19 protein-coding genes and 4 pseudogenes are annotated in these 15,782 nt (G+C 70.4%); 10 read left to right on the top strand and 13 right to left on the bottom strand.

What is annotated here, in order from left to right; genetic code table 11:
- A pseudogene (locus ACFWWR_RS43335) lies at positions 1-273 on the bottom strand (transposase); the annotation flags it as partial.
- Positions 274-629: 356 nt separating this feature from the next.
- On the opposite strand from ACFWWR_RS43335, the gene ACFWWR_RS43330 reads away from it, so the two are divergent.
- The gene (locus ACFWWR_RS43330) at positions 630-1,049 is read left to right on the top strand and encodes a hypothetical protein (RefSeq protein WP_384309708.1); all 420 of its coding nucleotides are present in this window, start codon (positions 630-632) and stop codon (positions 1,047-1,049) included.
- A gap of 253 nt (positions 1,050-1,302) precedes the next feature.
- Here the strand turns inward: ACFWWR_RS43330 and ACFWWR_RS43325 are convergent, their stop codons facing one another.
- From ACFWWR_RS43325 to ACFWWR_RS43305, 5 genes and pseudogenes are all read right to left on the bottom strand, one after another.
- A complete protein-coding gene (locus ACFWWR_RS43325) occupies positions 1,303-2,466 on the bottom strand; it encodes an integrase (RefSeq protein ID WP_384309705.1) in 1,164 nt (387 codons plus the stop codon).
- Between the two features lie 46 nt (positions 2,467-2,512).
- Positions 2,513-3,358, bottom strand: a pseudogene (locus ACFWWR_RS43320) (MFS transporter); the annotation flags it as partial.
- Positions 3,359-3,365: 7 nt separating this feature from the next.
- Positions 3,366-3,809 carry an ArsI/CadI family heavy metal resistance metalloenzyme gene (locus ACFWWR_RS43315; protein ID WP_383878036.1) on the bottom strand — a complete coding sequence of 148 codons (444 nt, stop codon included), beginning with the start codon at positions 3,807-3,809 and terminating at the stop codon, positions 3,366-3,368.
- Positions 3,810-3,874: 65 nt separating this feature from the next.
- Positions 3,875-5,260, bottom strand: a complete 1,386-nt coding sequence (locus ACFWWR_RS43310) for an NAD(P)-binding domain-containing protein (RefSeq protein ID WP_384309702.1) — start codon at positions 5,258-5,260, stop codon at positions 3,875-3,877.
- 32 nt (positions 5,261-5,292) lie between these two features.
- On the bottom strand, positions 5,293-5,460 hold the full coding sequence (locus tag ACFWWR_RS43305) for a hypothetical protein (RefSeq protein ID WP_383878040.1): 168 nt from the start codon (positions 5,458-5,460) through the stop codon (positions 5,293-5,295).
- A 73-nt stretch (positions 5,461-5,533) separates the two neighbouring features.
- Here ACFWWR_RS43305 and ACFWWR_RS43300 point away from each other — a divergent pair, with 73 nt between their 5' ends.
- Positions 5,534-5,899: an ArsR/SmtB family transcription factor gene (locus ACFWWR_RS43300; RefSeq protein ID WP_384309699.1), complete on the top strand. Its 366-nt coding sequence runs from the start codon at positions 5,534-5,536 to the stop codon at positions 5,897-5,899.
- Between the two features lie 28 nt (positions 5,900-5,927).
- Here the strand turns inward: ACFWWR_RS43300 and ACFWWR_RS43295 are convergent, their stop codons facing one another.
- Positions 5,928-6,245 carry an ArsR/SmtB family transcription factor gene (locus tag ACFWWR_RS43295; RefSeq protein ID WP_383878044.1) on the bottom strand — a complete coding sequence of 106 codons (318 nt, stop codon included), beginning with the start codon at positions 6,243-6,245 and terminating at the stop codon, positions 5,928-5,930.
- Between the two features lie 67 nt (positions 6,246-6,312).
- On the opposite strand from ACFWWR_RS43295, the gene ACFWWR_RS43290 reads away from it, so the two are divergent.
- Entirely contained in the window at positions 6,313-7,383 is a 1,071-nt protein-coding gene (locus ACFWWR_RS43290; protein WP_383878046.1) for a flavin-containing monooxygenase, read from the top strand.
- A gap of 8 nt (positions 7,384-7,391) precedes the next feature.
- Here the strand turns inward: ACFWWR_RS43290 and ACFWWR_RS43285 are convergent, their stop codons facing one another.
- Genes ACFWWR_RS43285 through ACFWWR_RS43275 form a run of 3 tightly spaced genes read right to left on the bottom strand, consistent with a single transcriptional unit; the run spans position 7,392 to position 9,531 of the window.
- Entirely contained in the window at positions 7,392-8,450 is a 1,059-nt protein-coding gene (locus tag ACFWWR_RS43285; RefSeq protein ID WP_384309697.1) for an ArsO family NAD(P)H-dependent flavin-containing monooxygenase, read from the bottom strand.
- Entirely contained in the window at positions 8,447-9,226 is a 780-nt protein-coding gene (locus tag ACFWWR_RS43280) for an aquaporin (RefSeq protein ID WP_383878050.1), read from the bottom strand. The genes ACFWWR_RS43285 and ACFWWR_RS43280 overlap by 4 nt, the downstream gene beginning before the upstream one ends.
- Positions 9,223-9,531, bottom strand: a complete 309-nt coding sequence (locus ACFWWR_RS43275; RefSeq protein WP_383878052.1) for an ArsR/SmtB family transcription factor — start codon at positions 9,529-9,531, stop codon at positions 9,223-9,225. Before ACFWWR_RS43275 ends, ACFWWR_RS43280 begins: the two co-directional genes overlap by 4 nt.
- Before the next feature lie 91 nt (positions 9,532-9,622).
- Between ACFWWR_RS43275 and ACFWWR_RS43270 the strand changes: the two genes are divergently transcribed.
- From ACFWWR_RS43270 to ACFWWR_RS43255, 4 genes and pseudogenes are all read left to right on the top strand, one after another.
- Positions 9,623-10,036, top strand: a complete 414-nt coding sequence (locus tag ACFWWR_RS43270) for an arsenate reductase ArsC (protein WP_383878054.1) — start codon at positions 9,623-9,625, stop codon at positions 10,034-10,036.
- Complete coding sequence (gene trxB, locus ACFWWR_RS43265; RefSeq protein WP_383878056.1) at positions 10,033-11,016, top strand: thioredoxin-disulfide reductase; 984 nt, start codon at positions 10,033-10,035, stop codon at positions 11,014-11,016. Before ACFWWR_RS43270 ends, trxB begins: the two co-directional genes overlap by 4 nt.
- Before the next feature lie 19 nt (positions 11,017-11,035).
- Positions 11,036-11,359: a thioredoxin gene (gene trxA, locus ACFWWR_RS43260; protein WP_384309694.1), complete on the top strand. Its 324-nt coding sequence runs from the start codon at positions 11,036-11,038 to the stop codon at positions 11,357-11,359.
- Positions 11,360-11,438: 79 nt separating this feature from the next.
- Positions 11,439-12,176 (top strand): annotated as a pseudogene (locus ACFWWR_RS43255) (FAD/NAD(P)-binding oxidoreductase); the annotation flags it as partial.
- Here ACFWWR_RS43255 and ACFWWR_RS43250 read toward each other — a convergent pair.
- Positions 12,105-12,272, bottom strand: coding sequence for a hypothetical protein (locus ACFWWR_RS43250; protein WP_384309692.1), 168 nt, complete (start codon positions 12,270-12,272; stop codon positions 12,105-12,107). The pseudogene ACFWWR_RS43255 and the gene ACFWWR_RS43250 overlap by 72 nt on opposite strands.
- Here ACFWWR_RS43250 and ACFWWR_RS43245 point away from each other — a divergent pair.
- From ACFWWR_RS43245 to ACFWWR_RS43235, 3 genes are all read left to right on the top strand, one after another.
- Positions 12,244-12,699, top strand: a complete 456-nt coding sequence (locus ACFWWR_RS43245; RefSeq protein WP_384309689.1) for a hypothetical protein — start codon at positions 12,244-12,246, stop codon at positions 12,697-12,699. The genes ACFWWR_RS43250 and ACFWWR_RS43245 overlap by 29 nt on opposite strands.
- A gap of 160 nt (positions 12,700-12,859) precedes the next feature.
- Positions 12,860-13,570, top strand: a complete 711-nt coding sequence (locus tag ACFWWR_RS43240) for a MarR family transcriptional regulator (RefSeq protein WP_384309687.1) — start codon at positions 12,860-12,862, stop codon at positions 13,568-13,570.
- Entirely contained in the window at positions 13,563-14,225 is a 663-nt protein-coding gene (locus ACFWWR_RS43235) for an arsenate reductase ArsC (RefSeq protein ID WP_384309684.1), read from the top strand. Before ACFWWR_RS43240 ends, ACFWWR_RS43235 begins: the two co-directional genes overlap by 8 nt.
- Before the next feature lie 261 nt (positions 14,226-14,486).
- Here ACFWWR_RS43235 and ACFWWR_RS43230 read toward each other — a convergent pair.
- Together ACFWWR_RS43230 and ACFWWR_RS43225 are read right to left on the bottom strand one after the other, a co-directional pair.
- Positions 14,487-14,897: pseudogene (locus ACFWWR_RS43230) on the bottom strand (LexA family protein); the annotation flags it as partial.
- 148 nt (positions 14,898-15,045) lie between these two features.
- Positions 15,046-15,765 carry a GNAT family N-acetyltransferase gene (locus ACFWWR_RS43225; RefSeq protein WP_384309681.1) on the bottom strand — a complete coding sequence of 240 codons (720 nt, stop codon included), beginning with the start codon at positions 15,763-15,765 and terminating at the stop codon, positions 15,046-15,048.
- Positions 15,766-15,782 lie beyond the last annotated feature (17 nt).

Below are 15,782 nucleotides of genomic sequence, written 5' to 3'. Positions count from 1 at the left end.
GGTGGTGTCCGTGACCGTGGTGATCGCGGGCTCGGGCCAGGTCTCCGGCTTCCTGAAGCGGAACTCCGGACCGTGCTTGGGTGGTCGGCCGTTGAGGCCGTGCATCCTCGGTGGTTTCGGCAGACGCATCACGCGGTCGGAGCGGACCCGGCCGACCAGCTCGACCGGCAGGTCACGCAGAACCCAGGCCAGGCGGGTGACGTCGTAGTCGGCGTCGCTGACGATCACGATCTTCGGGTCCCCGGTCTGCCACTGGCCTGCGGTGACGAGCCGTCCGCTCCACACTCACCCCGCGTGTTCGCCTGAACCGAAGGCCGAACCAACAAAGACACGACAGTCCGTCCTCGGGTTCCCGCAGAAAGACCTTCAGTTTGCGTGAACCCACGGGACTCTCGGCCCCGGAATCCCAGCTCGGACACCAGGCGCAAGGTAGGCGTGCCTCCGCTGGAGGGTGCCCCAGGTTCGTCGAATGCTCGGCGTCGAGGAAGACCGGCCGGCCCTTCGGCTGGTCGGGAGCGCGCCCTAAGGGCCTTCTACAGACCGATGCCGTACAGCGGGTCGGTCTCGTCCCAGATCCCGGCCTGGTCGAAGTAGCCGGCCAGGGACTTGGAGCCGTCGACCCAGCCGCCGTGGCGGGCGGTCTCGATGAGGTCCTTGCCAGCCTACTTGGCGGCGGTGGCGAAACCGCGGCGCAGGCTGTGCCCGCTCCAGCGGGGCGGCAGATCGGGCAGCAGCTCGGTGGGGGCGGCCAGGCCAGCGCGGACGGCTGCCCGGGTACCGCCTCGCCGAGGCCCTCGCCGGTGATCCGGCCGGTGCGGGTCGCCGGTCGGTCGGCCGTTCCGGCGCATCGGATAGGCGATGCGGCCGTGCCGGTCGATGCGCAGGAACAGCGGGCCGGTGGCTGGGCGGCCGGACTCGAGCAGGCACTGGCGCCAGGCGCGCAGCGCGCGGACCGGGCAGGTGGCCGGCAGGAACTGGCCTGGCCACTGACGCGCGTCAGGGAACTGCTGGGGATGCCGGACACCAGACCGGTGCTGAGGTTGGTGTGAAATGCGCTGGCTGGGGCGGCGAGAGCGTCGGCGGCGAAGGCGGGAGGTCACCGCGACGGCCAGGGCCCGCCCGTGCCGGCGGGAGCGAGTGGTGCGGTCCGCATGGCGGCACTCTACGGCCGTGCCTGGTCGGACCCCGAGCCGGCGTCGATGCCATCGGCCGCCTCTTCCCGCGGCGCCACGCGAACTTCACGGCCGAATGACGGCTGGAGAGGGGAGAAGTAGTCCTCTGGGCGGATTACCTCACACCCAATCATTGAAGCGGGGCGGCTTCGCCCGCGAGGCGACACGTCGCAAAGTCCACGCTGCCGCCGGAGAACTCCGCGCCGTCGAAGCGGACCACGCCACCGGAGAACTTCGCGCCGGACAGGTCTCCCCCGTCGAATGTGACGCCGGTGAAGTCGAAGTCGAGGCCCTGCCAGGAGTGCGGCTGCACGGGCGGCAGGCGGAGGTGATCGCGGATCAGACGGATGACGGTGTGCCGGACTTCGCGTTCGCCCTCCTTGTACCCGGGGGCATCCGGGTCGGTTTGGTAGAAACGGATCTCGATCCCAGCGCGCTCGCCGGCGCGGGTGACGACGTCGCCGATGGACTCAGGCTGCAGCCCGGCGTCCATGACGGTGTGCCAGCGGTTGTGCAGGCGGCGCCATGCGTACCCGTCGGGGTCGTCGAGTCCGGCGGCTTCTTTCCATGCGGTCCACGCGCGGACCGGGCAGATGGAGGGGCGGCTGCCATAGGGGACAGGGACGACGCGGGGGCGGATCTTGGAGACGCGCATGTCGGCCTGGATGCCGCCGGGGGTGTCGGTGTAGTCGCGGACCCGGTTGGCGGCGAGTTCGTGCTCGCGGCCGGCGACGGCGAAGTGCATGAGGACCAGGGCGCGGTCGCGGATGCCCATGAGGTTGTCGGGGCAGGCGGCGCTGATCCGGATGAGGTGGTCGACGAGCAGGGGCGGGGCCTGGCCGCGGCCGCGGGTCTCGCCGTTGGTCTCCATCTCCTTGACCAGTTGCTTGAGGCGGTTGCGGGCGAGGCGGGCGATGCCGTCCTCTAGCTTCAGGCCGTGCTCGGCGCGGGCGGAGACGACGGTGCCGGAGAGGCGGCGGTCGATGGTGGACGGTGCGGTGCCGGTGCCCGGCTTCGATCCGGGCTGGGTCCACAGCCACTCGACGAACATCACCAGGGTGCCGGGGGTGACGGCGAGCAGGGGAACGCCACTGTCGGCGCAGAACTTGCTCCAGCTCGTCCAGTCCTGGGCATAGCCCTTGCGGGTGCGCTCCGGACGGCCGTCGGCGACGGCGCGGACCGCCTGGCCGTCGATGTGGTGGAGCACGGCCCTGGTCGCGGCGTCGTAGTCCTCGGGCCGGACCGGCGGCGCCGGGGTGACGACCGGTACGACTGTTACCTGATCTTCTGTCATTACCCGTCCTGTTCGCCGGATTTGAGAGCGTCCATGGTTCCCGGATATGGGGAGCGAGAGTGGCATACAGGGTGCGGCCAAGAGTCTGCCCAGCGCCGCCGATTCCGAGCGCCCATGCCGCTTGGCTGGTGGTGTACCAGCGTTCCAGGAGGAGGGGGACGAGGGCGACGACAACGGCGTACATCGCGAAGGCCGACAGGGTGAAGGTGGCGGCGAGCAGCAGGAACGGCCGACTGCGTCCGGTCACGCTCGGGGTCGTGTGTGCGGGCCCGGTTGCGGTGTTGGGCCAGGGTGCGCGCAGCGCCAGGGCGTGGGCGGGGATGGTGACGGTGGCGAGGATGGCGGCGAGCACGAGGTAGGTGTGGCGCCAGGAGAGGTGGTCGGCGAGCAGAGCGGTCAGCGGGGCGAAGACGGTGGAGGCCAAGCCGCCGGCGAGGGTGACGATCGTCAGGGCCCGGATGTGGTCGGGGGCCCACCAGCGGGTCAGGGCAGCGAAGGCGGGCTGGTAGAAGGTCGAGGCCATCGCGAGGCCGGCGAGCGTCCAGCCGGCGAAGAAGACCGGCAGGTTGGGAGCCATGGCCACGATGATCAGGCTGGCGGCGCCCAGCACCGATCCGGCCGTCATGACGACGCGCGGGCCGCGCTGGTCGAGGATCCGCCCGATGCGGATTCCGGCGAGCGCGGAGACGACGAGGCCGAGCGAGAACGCCGCGGTGGTCGCTCCGGCCAGCCAGCCGGTCGCGTGGGTGATCTGCGGGTTGAGAACCGGGAAGGGGTAGTAGACGATGCCCCAGCTGGTGATCTGAGTGACGCACAGGGCGGGCAGGGCGGCGCGAGGCCGCGACCGGCCCCCGGCGCCGGTCGCAGCCTCGCTTGTGTGAAGGTCGGTCATCGGGCGGTCAGCAGCAGCCACTGGCCGCGGCCGGTTGGGCCGTGGTGGCGCAGCAGGTGCTGTCCTTCTGCTTGGCCAGGGTGTCGGCGTCGGCCTTGACGACGTAGACCTCCCACGGTTCCTGGCCGGGGCCGTGGACCCACACCTTGTCCTGCAGGGCGTAGCAGCAGGTGGTGTCGTTCTCCACGTCCGTTGCCAGACCCTGATCTGCCAGGCGGGTGGTCGCGGCGTGGACGGCTTCGGAGGATTCGACTTCGACGCCGAGATGGTCCATCCGCGTGTCCTCACCCGGCACGCCCTGGACCAGGACGAGCTTCAGCGGGGGTTCGGCGATAGCGAAGTTGGCGTAGCCGTCGCGGAGCTTGGCCGGTCCGGCGCCGAACAGCTTGCTGTAGAAGGCGATAGAGGCCTCAAGATCGGGGACGCGCAGGGCGAGCTGCATTCGGGACATGACGGGGTCCTCCTGCCGTAGTAGTGGAGGCGCCCGGCCATGGCGGTGGGGCACCGGAGTTCAGCTCAACGGCAGCCGCCGGACGAGGGCTCCTCGCCAGCAGCGACTGTGATGGGAGCGCCGACACCGATCTGTACGAGTTGCGGCGCCGGGGCACAGCAGCCTCCGCCGTCCGCCTGTCCGGCGGCCGGGTCGTCGAAGAGGCCAGCGCCTCCGCACACTCCCGTTTCGGGGAGGGCGAGTTCGACGCGGTCCGCAGCTTTGAGGTCGCCGGCGATCGCGGCCGTGACGGAGCGGACCTGCTCGTAGCCGGTCATGGCCAAGAAGGTGGGGGCGCGGCCGTAGGACTTCATGCCGACCAGGTACATGCCCTGCTCGGGGTGGGACAGCTCCTTGTGGCCGTGCGGGTAGACGGTGCCGCAGGAGTGCTGGTTTGGGTCGATGAGGGGCGCCAGTTCGGTGGGCGCCTGGAGGCGCTCGTCCAGGCCGAGGCGGATCTCGGAGAGGAAGGACAGGTCGGGGCGCAAGCCGGTCAGGACGATGACCTCATCCACCGGGTCGAGTCGCCGTCCGTCCTCGCCGACCAGGACCAGGCGGCCGTCGCCGTCGCGCTCAATGGCCTCAGTGCGGAAGCCGGTGACCGCGTCCGCGTAACCGTTGTCGACGGCGGCCTTCGCCGCGAGCCCCAGGGCGCCGCGGGCGGGCAGTTGGTCGGCTTCGCCGCCGCCGAACGTAGAGCCGCTGATCCCACGCCGCAGGATCCACAACGCGTGCGTCCCCGGCTCCTCTTGGGCGACATCGGCGAGGGCGGCGAGCGCGGTGAAGGCGGAGGCACCGGAACCGATGACGGCGGTGCGCTTGCTGGCGTAACGGGCGCGGACGGCCGGGTCCTTGAGGTCGGGCACACGGTAGGTGATGCGGTCGGCGGCGGCCTTCTCTCCGAGGGCGGGCAGGCCGCTGGCCCCGGCCGGGCTGGGCGTGGTCCAGGTGCCGGAGGCGTCGATGACGGCGCGCGCGAAGAGGCGCTCCTCGCCGCCCACGGCAGTGGTGAGGTGCAGGACGAAGGGCTGGCCCTCGCGATCGGCGTCCACGATGCGGTCGCGGCCGGTGCGCGAGACACCGGCGACCGTCGCGCCGTAGCGGACGCGGTCACCCAGGACGTCGGCCAGCGGCTGCAGGTAGTGCTCGGCCCAGTCACCGCCGGAGGGATAGGTGGCTGCATCCGGCTTGCTCCAGCCGGTCGGGGCGAGCAGCTTCTCGGCGACCGGGTCGGTGAGCTCGCCCCAGGTGGAGAACAGGCGCACGTGGCTCCACCCGCGCACCGCGGAGGCGGCGGCCGGTCCGGCTTCCAGGACCAGGGGCTCGATGCCGCGCGCGACGAGGTGGGCGGCCGCGGCCAGGCCGACGGGGCCGGCTCCGATGACGACGACGGGGAGCTGCTGCTCGCTCATGGTGGTCAATCTCCCTGAGTAGGTGGGACGAATCAGCGGGCGAAAGAGAGTGCGGACTGCATGCGCCGCTGGTGGACCGTGGCCCGGCAAGAGCTGTCGCAGACCTGGGCACAGCCGTCGCAGAAGCTGACGCCGTCCAGGTGGCGGGCCGTACGGCGGGCCCGGGCGGCGGTGAAGACTGTGCGGATCCGTGTAGTCACGACAACTCCTTGTTTCGATGCCTGTCGATGTCTGGAGCTTGCCACCCGTATCGACGAGTGTCAACATAGACACATGTCGAAGTCAGAGATTGTCGAGCTGCCCGTCCTGGACACGGGGGCCGCAGTGCCGTGCTGCCCGCCGATCACCGCCGGGGAACTGACGCAGGCCGACGCGGAGAAGATGGCCGCGATGTTCAAGGCACTGCCCGACCCCGTCCGGCTGCGCCTGTTCTCCAAGGTCGCCTCGTATGCGGGCGGCGAGGCATGCGTCTGCGACATCTCCGACGTCGGCGTCTCCCAGCCGACCGTCTCCCACCACCTGAAGAAGCTGCGCGAGGCCGGACTGCTCACCTCCGAGCGGCGCGGCACCTGGGTCTACTACCAGATCGCCCCGTCCGTGGTCGCGGCGATGTCTGCCATGCTCGACCTGCGCACCTGACCGTCGCGGCGCCTCTTGGCGCTGCCGGTTAAGGGCAGCCGGGCGGGCAGCAGCGGGCCAGGTACTCCTGGAGCGCACCGAGCCGTTCGGCCATGGTCGCGCCGTCGGCGCGGTAGAAGACCTGCTTGCCTTCCTTGCGGGAGAGGACCAGGCCGCCGCGGCGCAGCAGGCTGAGATGTTCTGAGGCGGTTGACGGCTTCAGTGCGCACCGTTCGGCGATCTCGCCAACGGTCAGCTCGACGCCGCCGGCGAACTGCTGCATCACCTTCTGCCGGGTCTCGCTGGCCAGCGCCTTGAGGAAGTCGGCCGTCGCCGCATCCAGCGCGAACCCGTCGCCCGTTGCCATCACGGCTTCCCGCTCAACATTTCGTCACTTTCCGAAACAACGACGTATTCGAAAGGTCCACGATCTCATGGAACACGCCGACCTCATCGTCATCGGCGCCGGACAGTCCGGTCTGGCCACCGCCGCGCTCGCCCCCCGCCACGGCTACGCCCGCATCCTGGTCCTGGAGGCAGCTGATCAGCCGGGCGGAGCGTGGCCGCGCTACTACGACAGCCTGACCCTATTCTCCCCCGCCCGGTACTCGTCACTGCCGGGCATGCGCTTCCCCGGCTTGCCAGACCGCTACCCGACACGGGACGAGGTGGTGGACTACCTGCGCGCCTACGCCAGCCACCTCCCCGCAGCCATTCACACTTCCACGACGGTCTCTTCGGTCACCCGCCAGGGCGGCGCCTGGTCGGTACGGGCCGAGGACGGTCGCGAGTTCACGGCACGGGCGGTCATCGCCGCGACCGGTGATTACGGCACCCCGTATCTCCCTGACCTGCCCGGGCGGGCGGAGTTCACCGGCCGGGTGCTGCACGCAGCCGACTACCGCAGCCCGAGCGCGTTCGCGGGGCAGCGGGTCGTGGTGGTGGGTGGTGGCAACTCCGCGATCCAGGTCGCCGCCGAGCTCGGCGAGGTCGCCGACACCACGCTGGCCAGCCGACGGCCGATCGGATGGACGCCACAGCGCCCGCTGGGCCGCGATCTGCACTGGTGGCTCAAGCACACCCGACTCGACGTCGCCCCCATCCGGCGACTGCTGCTGAAGGTGCCGGTCTCGGTCCTCGACGACGGCCGCTACCGCACCGCCCTTGACCGGCACGGCGTCGGCCAGCGGGAGATGTTCAGAGGTCTCACGGCCGAGGGAGTCGTCTGGGCCGACGGGACCAAGGAAACGGTTGACGCGGTCATCCTGGCCACCGGCTACCGCCTCGCATTCCCCTACCTGGCCGACAGCGGCGCCATGGACGCCGACGGCCGGCCACAGCACCGCGGCGGCATCGCCACGACCGTGCCCGGGCTGGGATTCGTCGGCATGGAGTTCCAGCGCAGCTTCTCTTCCAAGACCCTGCGTGGGGTCGGCCGGGACGCCGCGCACGTCCTGTCAAGACGCCGCCCAGTCCGGCTGGCGCGGTGGATTTCCCAGGCTTGATCGCGGGCTCAGGCGCTCAGTCGGCGCGCGATCTGGTGTGCGGCCTCGCGGGCGGTGCGACCGACACCGATGAGGGTCGCTGAGGCAGGCCCGGTCCAGTCGCCGTAGCCGAGCAGGTGCAGCCGGGGCTCGCCCACCGCGCGGGTGCCCTCGGTGGCGATGTGGCCGCGCGCGCCGCGCAGGCCCAGCGGAGCGAGATGTGCCAGGGCCGGGCGGAAGCCCGTGCACCAGATGATCGTGTCCGCCTCGGCACGGGTGCCGTCGACCCATTCGACGCCGCCTGGGACGAGACGCGAGAACATCGGGCTCGCCTTCAGGAGGCCGCGGTCTCGGGCCTCGCGTACGGGCGGTACGGCGACGATGTCGCCCAGGGACGCGACGCCTCCCGTGTCGGTGCGGCCCTCTTCGAGGGCGCGCCGGCGGGCGGTGGCAGCGTCGAAGAGGGCACGGCCGTCGATGTCGTCGGCGAGGAAGCGCGGTGGACGCTGGGTCACCCAGGTCAGGTCCGTGTCGTGGGCGAGGTCGGCGGCGATCTGGGCGCCGGAGTTGCCCCCGCCCACTACGATCACGCGTTGGCCTGCGAAGTCGGCGGGACTGCGGTACTCCACCGTGTGCAGCTGACGGCCCTCGAAGGCCGCGTGGCCGGGGATGGCCGGGAGGAAGGGCCGCCACCAGGTGCCGGTCGCGCTGATTGCGGCGCGGGCGTACCAGGTGCCGGAATCGGTCTCCACGCGCAGGAGCCCGCCGTCCCGGTGGACGCCGAGGACGCGCACGGGTCGCTCGACGGGCAGCTCGTACCGCTTCTCGTAGTCGGTCAGGTACTCCACCACGTGCTGCGCGTCGGGGTAGGTCTCGCCGGACTGCGATGGCATGAGGCGTCCGGGCAGCGAGGAGTACGCGGCCGGGGAGAACAAGTGCAGCGAGTCCCAGGCGTGCTGCCAGGCACCGCCCGGTGCGCTCTGGGCGTCGAGGATGACGAAGTCGAGGCCAAGGCGGCGCAGGTGGTAGCCGGCGGCGAGCCCGGCCTGGCCGCCGCCGATCACCACCACCTGTGTCGTGTACGTCATTCGGCGGGGCGGCCACGCATGAAGATGAGCGCCACCAGCGCCAGCCCGACCACGCCGCCGACGAGTTGCATGCCGATGAAGCCCAGGAGCGAGCCGGGCGCGATGCCCGCGAAGGTGTCGGTGAAGGCGCGGCCGATGGACACCGCCGGGTTGGCGAAGGACGTCGAGGAGGTGAACCAGTAGGCAGCACCGATGTACGAGGCGACGGCCACCGGGGCGAAGCGCAGCTGGTCGGTGCGGGCCAGGCCGAAGATCAGCAGGATCAGGCCGGCCGTGGCGACGACCTCGCCCAGCAGCAGGTGCCCCGCCGACCGGTCGTGCGTGGACCACTCCACCAGCGGCTTGCCGAACATCGCGTCCGCCAGGATGGCGCCCGCGATCGCGCCGATGATCTGCGCGGGCACGTACACCGCGGCCTCGCGAAGGGTTACTCCGGCGCCTCCGCGCCGCGCGGTCCACCACTCGGCGAGGGTGACGACCGGGTTGAAGTGCGCGCCGGAGACCGGGCCGAGCAGGAGGATCAGGATGCCGAGGCCGAAGACGGTGGCCGTGGAGTTGGCCAGCAGCTGCAGGCCGACGTCCCTGGTCAGTTCGGTGGCCTGGATGCCGGAGCCGACCACGACCGCCACCAGCAGCGCCGTGCCTATGAGTTCGGCGGCGGCCCTCGCGACCAGGGGAGTACGCGGCGGAGTGGCACCCGGCGCGGGCCCGACAGAGGCGGATGCGGGAGCGGCTGTCGCGGACTCCGCGGTCGGGGCGGCTTCGGCGGCGGTCATGGGCATGCCCTCTTGTTCTCGGCGGCGGTGCGAGCGGACTCGGCCAGGTCGGCGAACTGGCTGGCGAGTTGGGCGATGACGTCGGGCTTGAGCCGGTAGTAGATGTACCGGCCGCACGGCTCCGTCTCGACGACCCCGGCCTCGCGCAGCACCTTCAGGTGGTTGGAGAGGTTGGTCTGCCGGGCACCGGTCTCCTCCACCAGGTGGGTGGTGCACAGCGTCTCTTTGGCGAGCAAGGTCACGATTTGGAGCCTGAGCGGGTCGGCCAGAACCCGGATCAGATCAGTGTCGACTGACGTCATCATGGGCTGATACTGTCACATCAGTGGTGGCTGACACCACCGGGTGCTGATGTCATTCTCACCTGATGCCATCGTGAGACAAGAGAGACCTCTGATGTCCGACAAGCCCTCCGTGCTGTTCGTCTGTGTCCACAACGCCGGCCGTTCCCAGATGGCCGCCGCGTGGCTGACCCACCTGGCCGGGGACCGTGTCGAGGTCCGCTCCGCCGGCTCCGACCCGGGCGCGGGCGTCAACCCGGCCGCCGTGGAGGCCATGGCCGAGGTCGGCATCGACATCTCCGCCGAGGTCCCGAAGATGCTCACCGTGGACGCGGTCAAGGAGTCGGACGTCTGCATCACCATGGGCTGCGGCGACACCTGCCCGGTGTTTCCCGGTAAGCGGTACCTGGACTGGCAGCTGGAGGACCCGGCGGGCCAGGGTGTCGAGGCCGTGCGTCCGATCCGGGACGAGATCAAGGTGCTGATCGAGGGCCTGATCAAGGAGATCGCGCCGGAGCCCCAGGCATGAGCACGGCGACGGACATACGCAACGTCATCGTCATCGGCTCCGGTCCTGCCGGATACACCGCCGCCCTCTACACCGCCCGCGCCTCGCTGAAGCCGCTGGTCTTCGAGGGCGCGGTCACGGCCGGCGGCGCGCTGGTGCAGACGACCGAGGTGGAGAACTTCCCCGGCTTCCGCGACGGCATCATGGGCCCGGACTTGATGGACAACATGCGGGCCCAGGCCGAACGCTTCGGCGCCGAGCTCGTCCCCGACGACGTCGTCGAGGTCGGCCTCACCGGCACGGTCAAGACCGTCACCGACAGCGCGGGTACGGTCCACCGGGCGAAGGCCGTCATCGTGGCGACCGGCTCACAGCACCGCAAGCTGAACCTGCCCGGCGAGGACGCGCTGTCCGGCCGGGGCGTCTCGTACTGCGCGACCTGCGACGGCTTCTTCTTCCGCGAGCACGACATCGTGGTGGTCGGCGGCGGCGACACGGCGATGGAGGAAGCCACCTTCCTCTCCCGCTTCGCCAAGTCCGTGACGATCGTCCACCGCCGCGACACCCTGCGGGCCTCCAAGACCATGCAGGACCGCGCCTTCGCCGACCCGAAGATCTCCTTCTCCTGGAACAGCGAGGTCGCCGAGATCCACGAGGATGGCGGCAAGCTCGCCGGGCTCACCCTGCGCGACACCGTCACCGGCGAGACGTCCGAACTGCCCGCCACCGGCCTCTTCGTCGCCATCGGCCACGACCCGCGCACCGACCTGGTCACCGGCCAGGTGGACCTGGACGACGAGGGCTACCTCATGGTCGCCTCCCCCTCGACGCGCACGAACATCGCGGGTGTCTTCGGCGCTGGCGACGTGGTCGACCACACCTACCGCCAGGCCATCACCGCGGCCGGCTCCGGCTGCGCGGCTGCCCTCGACGCCGAGCGGTACCTCGCCGCCCTCAGTGACGCCGACACCGCAGGCGAGCCCGTCGCGGCCACCGTCTGACACCCGCTGGAGCAACATCATGGCTCTCAAGAACGTCACCGACGACTCCTTCGAGCAGGACGTCCTCACCAGCGACAAGCCCGTCCTGGTGGACTTCTGGGCCGCCTGGTGCGGCCCGTGCCGCCAGCTCGCTCCCTCGCTGGAGGCGATCGCCGCCGAGCACGGCGACAAGATCGAGATCGTCAAGTTGAACATCGACGAGAACCCGGCCATCGCCGCCCGGTACGGCGTGATGTCCATCCCGACGCTGAACCTCTACCAGGGCGGCGAGGTCGTACAGACCATCGTCGGGGCCAAGCCGAAGGCCGCCCTCGAACGCGAACTCGCCGACCGCCTCGCCTGACCCGCGACGCCGGTGGGGCGCCCGCAACGCCCCACCGGCCCCTTTCTCTCTCTCCGACGGATCCGACGGAGGTATCCCGGTGGCCAGCAAGCGCATCGTCGCCATCGGCGGCAGTGACGCCGGCATCAGCGCGGCCCTGCGCGCCCGCGAGCTGGATCCCGACAGTCAGGTCACCGTGGTGGTGGCCGACGCCTACCCGAACTTCTCCATCTGCGGCATCCCGTACTACGTCTCCGGCGAGGTGGGCCACTGGAGCGACCTCGCCCACCGCACCCTGGCCGACCTGAAGGCCACCGGCATGCAGGTGCGCACCGACACCCTCGCCACCGGCATCGACGTGGCCGGCAAGCGGCTGGCCGTGCGCGACGCCGACGGCCGCTCCGAGCAACTGCCGTACGACGCGCTGATCGTGGGCACGGGCGCAGTCAGCTCCCGCCCGCCGATCGAGGGTCTGATCGGGCCCGACGCGCTCGGCCCGGCCGACGGCGTCCACCTGTTGCACAGCATGGGCGACACCTTCGCCGTGATGCAGAGCCTCGCCGCCCGCCGCCCGAAGACGGCCGTGGTCGTCGGCGCCGGCTACATCGGCCTGGAGATGGCCGAGGCCCTCACCACCCGCGGCATCCATGTCACCCAGATCGAGGCCCTGCCCGAGGTGCTGCCCACCGTCGATATGGAACTCGGCTCCCTCGTCCATGCTGAACTCACGGCCCATGGCGTCGAGGTGCTCACCAGCACCACGGTCTCAGCGGTCGCCCGCGCCGCCTCCGGCAACGTCCTCAACGTCCAGGCCACCGGCCCCGACGGCACGGCCTTCACCCGCAGCACCGACCTCGTCCTGGTCGTCGTCGGCGTCCGCCCCGACACCGCCCTCGCTGCCCGGTGTGTACGCGGCCGGGGACTGCACGGTCACCCACCACCGCCTCCTGGGCAAGACCTGGCTCCCGCTGGGGACGACCGCCCACAAGCAGGGCCGCATCGCGGGCGAGAACGCCCTCGGCGGCACCCGCTGGTTCGCCGGCAGCCTCGGCACTCAGGTCGTCAAGGTCTTCGACCTCGTCGCCGCCCGCACCGGCCTGCGGGACCACGAAGCCGCAGCCGCCGGGCGGGGCTGGACACCGGCAACCACCGCCAGCCGCCCCGACGACCACAAGGCGTACTACCCCGGCGCCACCCCGATCTCCATCCGTGTCACCGGCGACACCTCAAGCGGCCTCCTGCTCGGCGCCCAACTCGTCGGACGCCGCGGCGCGGAGATCTCCAAGCGCGTGGACACCTACGCCACCGCCCTCTTCCACGGCATGAACGTCGACGGCATCAGCGAACTCGACCTCTCCTAAACCCCGCCCCTGGGCTCCCCGTGGGACGCGGTCCAGGTCGCGGCGCAGACATGGATGAACGAGCACCACCTGGACGTCCAGCGCCGCATGGTCGCAGACCTGCCGCGCAGCCCCTCGTGATTGACCTTCGCCGACCGCATTGACAGCCGAGTTTAGCTCAATGAAAATTGAGTCAATGAACGTTGAGTGGTCTGCATCGGTGGTGGCGCGAGCGCAACGGCACGCGGCACTGGGAGAACCCGCCCGCTTGGCGATCATCGATCGGCTGCTGCTGGGCGATGCCTCGCCCGGCGAACTCGGCCAGGAGCTGGGCCTGTCCAGCAATCTCCTGGCACACCACCTCAAGCTGCTCGAACAGGTCGGCCTGATCGAGCGGTCCCGCTCCGAAGGAGACCGGCGGCGCACCTACCTGCGCCTGCGCGTGCAGGCCCTGGCCGACACCATGCCGACGCCTCTGCGTACGGCGCCCCGCGTGGTCTTCGTCTGCACCCACAACTCCGCCCGCTCCCACCTCGCCGCGGCGCTCTGGAAGCGCCACAGCACCGTGCCTGTGGCCTCGGCGGGAACCCAGCCCGCGTCACGCGTCCACCCCCGTGCCGTCGCGACCGCACGCAAACACGGTCTGTCCCTGGCCCATGCCCGCACTTCCCACATCGACGAGACGCTGCGCCCGGACGACCTGGTGATCGCCGTCTGCGACAACGCTCACGAACAGCTCGGCCCCCGGGTTCCAGACCGCCTGCACTGGTCGGTCCCCGACCCCACCCGCACCGGCACCGACGACGCCTTCGCCGACGCCCTGAGTGATCTCGCCGACCGGGTCGACCGGCTGGCACCCGCCGTACAGCCTCCTGGAGGCAGCGATGACTGAAACCGCGCCCGTCCCGCACCGCAACCTGAGCATCGACCAGCAACTCGCCCTGCGCACCGCCGCCACCCACCTGGGCCGCGAGTTCGAGGGCACCTTCGGCCAGGAGACGATCGAACGGTTCCTGCACACCAGCTACGACCAGTTCGCCGGCCGCAGCACCATCCCCAACTTCCTCCCGCTCATGGCCGAACGCTTCGCCCGCCAGCGCCTGCGCGCCCTGGCCAAGGTCGAGGGCCACCACACCGACGGCAAGCCCGTCGTGCTCTTCCTCTGCGTCCACAACGCCGGCCGCAGCCAGATGGCCATGGGCTTCTTCCAGCACCTGGCGGGCGAGGGCGCCGTCGCCTGGTCGGGCGGTTCCGAACCCGGCAACGAGGTCAACCCGGCCGCCATCGCAGCGATGAGCGAGCGCGGCATCGACATCTCCCGCGAGTTCGCCAAGCCCTGGACCGACGAGATCGTCCGGGCCGCCGATGTCGTCGTCAGCATGGGATGCGGCGATGCCTGCCCCGTCTTCCCCGGCAAGCGATACCTCGAATGGACCCTGGACGACCCCGCCGGCCAGTCCGTCGACGACGTCCGCCCCATCCGCGACGACATCGAGCGTCGCGTCCGTGGCCTTCTCGACGACCTCGGCGTCCCTGCAGGGCACTGATCCCACATAGGACGTACGGAGCCGCATCCACACAGCTCTCGCGCCCGTACGAATCAACCGTGATGTGAGGGCAACCAACGTTCGAGGTATGCGCGCAGCCCTTCGAGGTGTGCCCCACTGGCAGTATGCACAACTCGCTGGCGCCAACGAACGCCTGGCGCAGCAGCATCACGGACGCTCTGCTCGGACGTGATGGGCTGACCCACTGCAATGGGGCCAACCAAGGGCGCCTGACGGGTTTCTGACGCCCTCCGCAACACGCTCTGAGTTGACACAGAATTGGCGGGGCAGAGAGTAGACGTCCTCCACCATTTCCTCGGCGAGAAGGGGTGCGCCGGCGGCGATCCGTCCGATGAGCGGCACGTCGACTGGTGTCTCGCTCCTGCTGCCCAGGTCGGGGGCCCACGAGGGTCGTACCTGGTAGGCGCGGGGACGGTGCGGGTCGCGGTAAAGCACGCCCTTGCGCTCGAGGGCCATCAGCTGATGGGCGACCGAGGACGTACTGGCGAGCTTCACGGCCTTGCCGATCTCCCGCATCGATGGGGGGTAGCCCTGCCGGTCGACCGACTCAGTGATGTAGCGGACGATGGCCGCTTGGCGGCTCGTCAGCTGTCCCTCGGCGGTCCGGGGGCCCGGGGGGCGGCCTCTGCGTTCCGGCGCGCTGTTCTCCATCCGGCACCTCCGTACAAGATCCTCACACGATGCGACCTTAACCCGCCATCCGACGCAAATGGAACGCCCTTACACATGGAACCGGCCGCCGGGGCTGCGGTCCGGCGCCCAGTTGTTTCCGCCGCGCGGAGACGGAGAGGCGGGGTGGTCAGCCGTAGTCGCGCAGTACGACTGCCCTCTGCGTACGGCTGAGCGAGTACGTCTGCCTGTATGCCCATCTCGATCCCAGGGCCTGGAGTTCCTTGTCGGTGAAGGCGCGGTGAAATAGCTCGGATCGTGGGGTGGCTGGTGCGGTACCAGTGGTCCCACTGTTCAGGCTGCAGGCGGAGCGCGGCGCGGTCACCGGGAGCGGTCTCCGTTGCGCCGCCGCCGGAGAGGGCTGAGGGCGGGTCACAGTGACATAGCCCCGGGCGACAACCGTGCCTGGACGGTCTTGGTGTGGCTCCCGCTCATCGTTGCGCAGCCCGTCCGTCCGCTCGGCCTCGACGGAGCCGTGCCGCTCATAGAACCGCTGTGCCGGCTCGTTGACCTGGAACGTCCGCAGCGCAAGCCCGTCCGGCTGCCTCTGCTTGGCCAGGGACATGAACCGGTCGCCCAGCCCCCGGCCACGCCATGCTGGATCGAGGAAGAGCTGCTTCAACTCCGCGCCGTTGAGCACCAAGAGCCCCACCACACGGTTCGCGCTGACCGCCACCCAGGTCTCGTACCGCGGCACCAGCACGCGGGCAAACCAGTTCCGCACCTCGGCATCGTCGTGCGCACGATGCACCGAGGGCAGCGCGGCGTCGAAGGAGCGCATCCACACGTCGGCCGCAGGGAGCGCGTCGACGGGGAGCGCACGACGGAGAACGACGTCGTCACTGGTCACAGCGCGAGACCTCCACA

It is taken from the genome of Streptomyces sp. NPDC058678, assembly GCF_042714835.1.
GTDB lineage: Bacteria > Actinomycetota > Actinomycetes > Streptomycetales > Streptomycetaceae > Streptomyces.
This window is presented reverse-complemented; position numbering and strand designations above follow the sequence as displayed.

Excerpts from the sequence above, each read along its gene's own strand:
- trxA (WP_384309694.1), top strand. The coding sequence starts at position 11,036 with ATGGCTCTCAAGAACGTCACCGACGACTCCTTCGAGCAGGACGTCCTC.
- ACFWWR_RS43270 (WP_383878054.1), top strand. The coding sequence starts at position 9,623 with ATGTCCGACAAGCCCTCCGTGCTGTTCGTCTGTGTCCACAACGCCGGC.
- ACFWWR_RS43310 (WP_384309702.1), bottom strand. The coding sequence starts at position 5,260 with ATGAGCGAGCAGCAGCTCCCCGTCGTCGTCATCGGAGCCGGCCCCGTC.
- ACFWWR_RS43325 (WP_384309705.1), bottom strand. The coding sequence starts at position 2,466 with ATGACAGAAGATCAGGTAACAGTCGTACCGGTCGTCACCCCGGCGCCG.
- ACFWWR_RS43275 (WP_383878052.1), bottom strand. The coding sequence starts at position 9,531 with ATGATGACGTCAGTCGACACTGATCTGATCCGGGTTCTGGCCGACCCG.
- ACFWWR_RS43295 (WP_383878044.1), bottom strand. The coding sequence starts at position 6,245 with ATGGCAACGGGCGACGGGTTCGCGCTGGATGCGGCGACGGCCGACTTC.
- ACFWWR_RS43240 (WP_384309687.1), top strand. The coding sequence starts at position 12,860 with ATGAAAATTGAGTCAATGAACGTTGAGTGGTCTGCATCGGTGGTGGCG.
- ACFWWR_RS43280 (WP_383878050.1), bottom strand. The coding sequence starts at position 9,226 with ATGACCGCCGCCGAAGCCGCCCCGACCGCGGAGTCCGCGACAGCCGCT.
- trxB (WP_383878056.1), top strand. The coding sequence starts at position 10,033 with ATGAGCACGGCGACGGACATACGCAACGTCATCGTCATCGGCTCCGGT.
- ACFWWR_RS43290 (WP_383878046.1), top strand. The coding sequence starts at position 6,313 with ATGGAACACGCCGACCTCATCGTCATCGGCGCCGGACAGTCCGGTCTG.
- ACFWWR_RS43300 (WP_384309699.1), top strand. The coding sequence starts at position 5,534 with ATGTCGAAGTCAGAGATTGTCGAGCTGCCCGTCCTGGACACGGGGGCC.
- ACFWWR_RS43235 (WP_384309684.1), top strand. The coding sequence starts at position 13,563 with ATGACTGAAACCGCGCCCGTCCCGCACCGCAACCTGAGCATCGACCAG.
- ACFWWR_RS43285 (WP_384309697.1), bottom strand. The coding sequence starts at position 8,450 with ATGACGTACACGACACAGGTGGTGGTGATCGGCGGCGGCCAGGCCGGG.
- ACFWWR_RS43315 (WP_383878036.1), bottom strand. The coding sequence starts at position 3,809 with ATGTCCCGAATGCAGCTCGCCCTGCGCGTCCCCGATCTTGAGGCCTCT.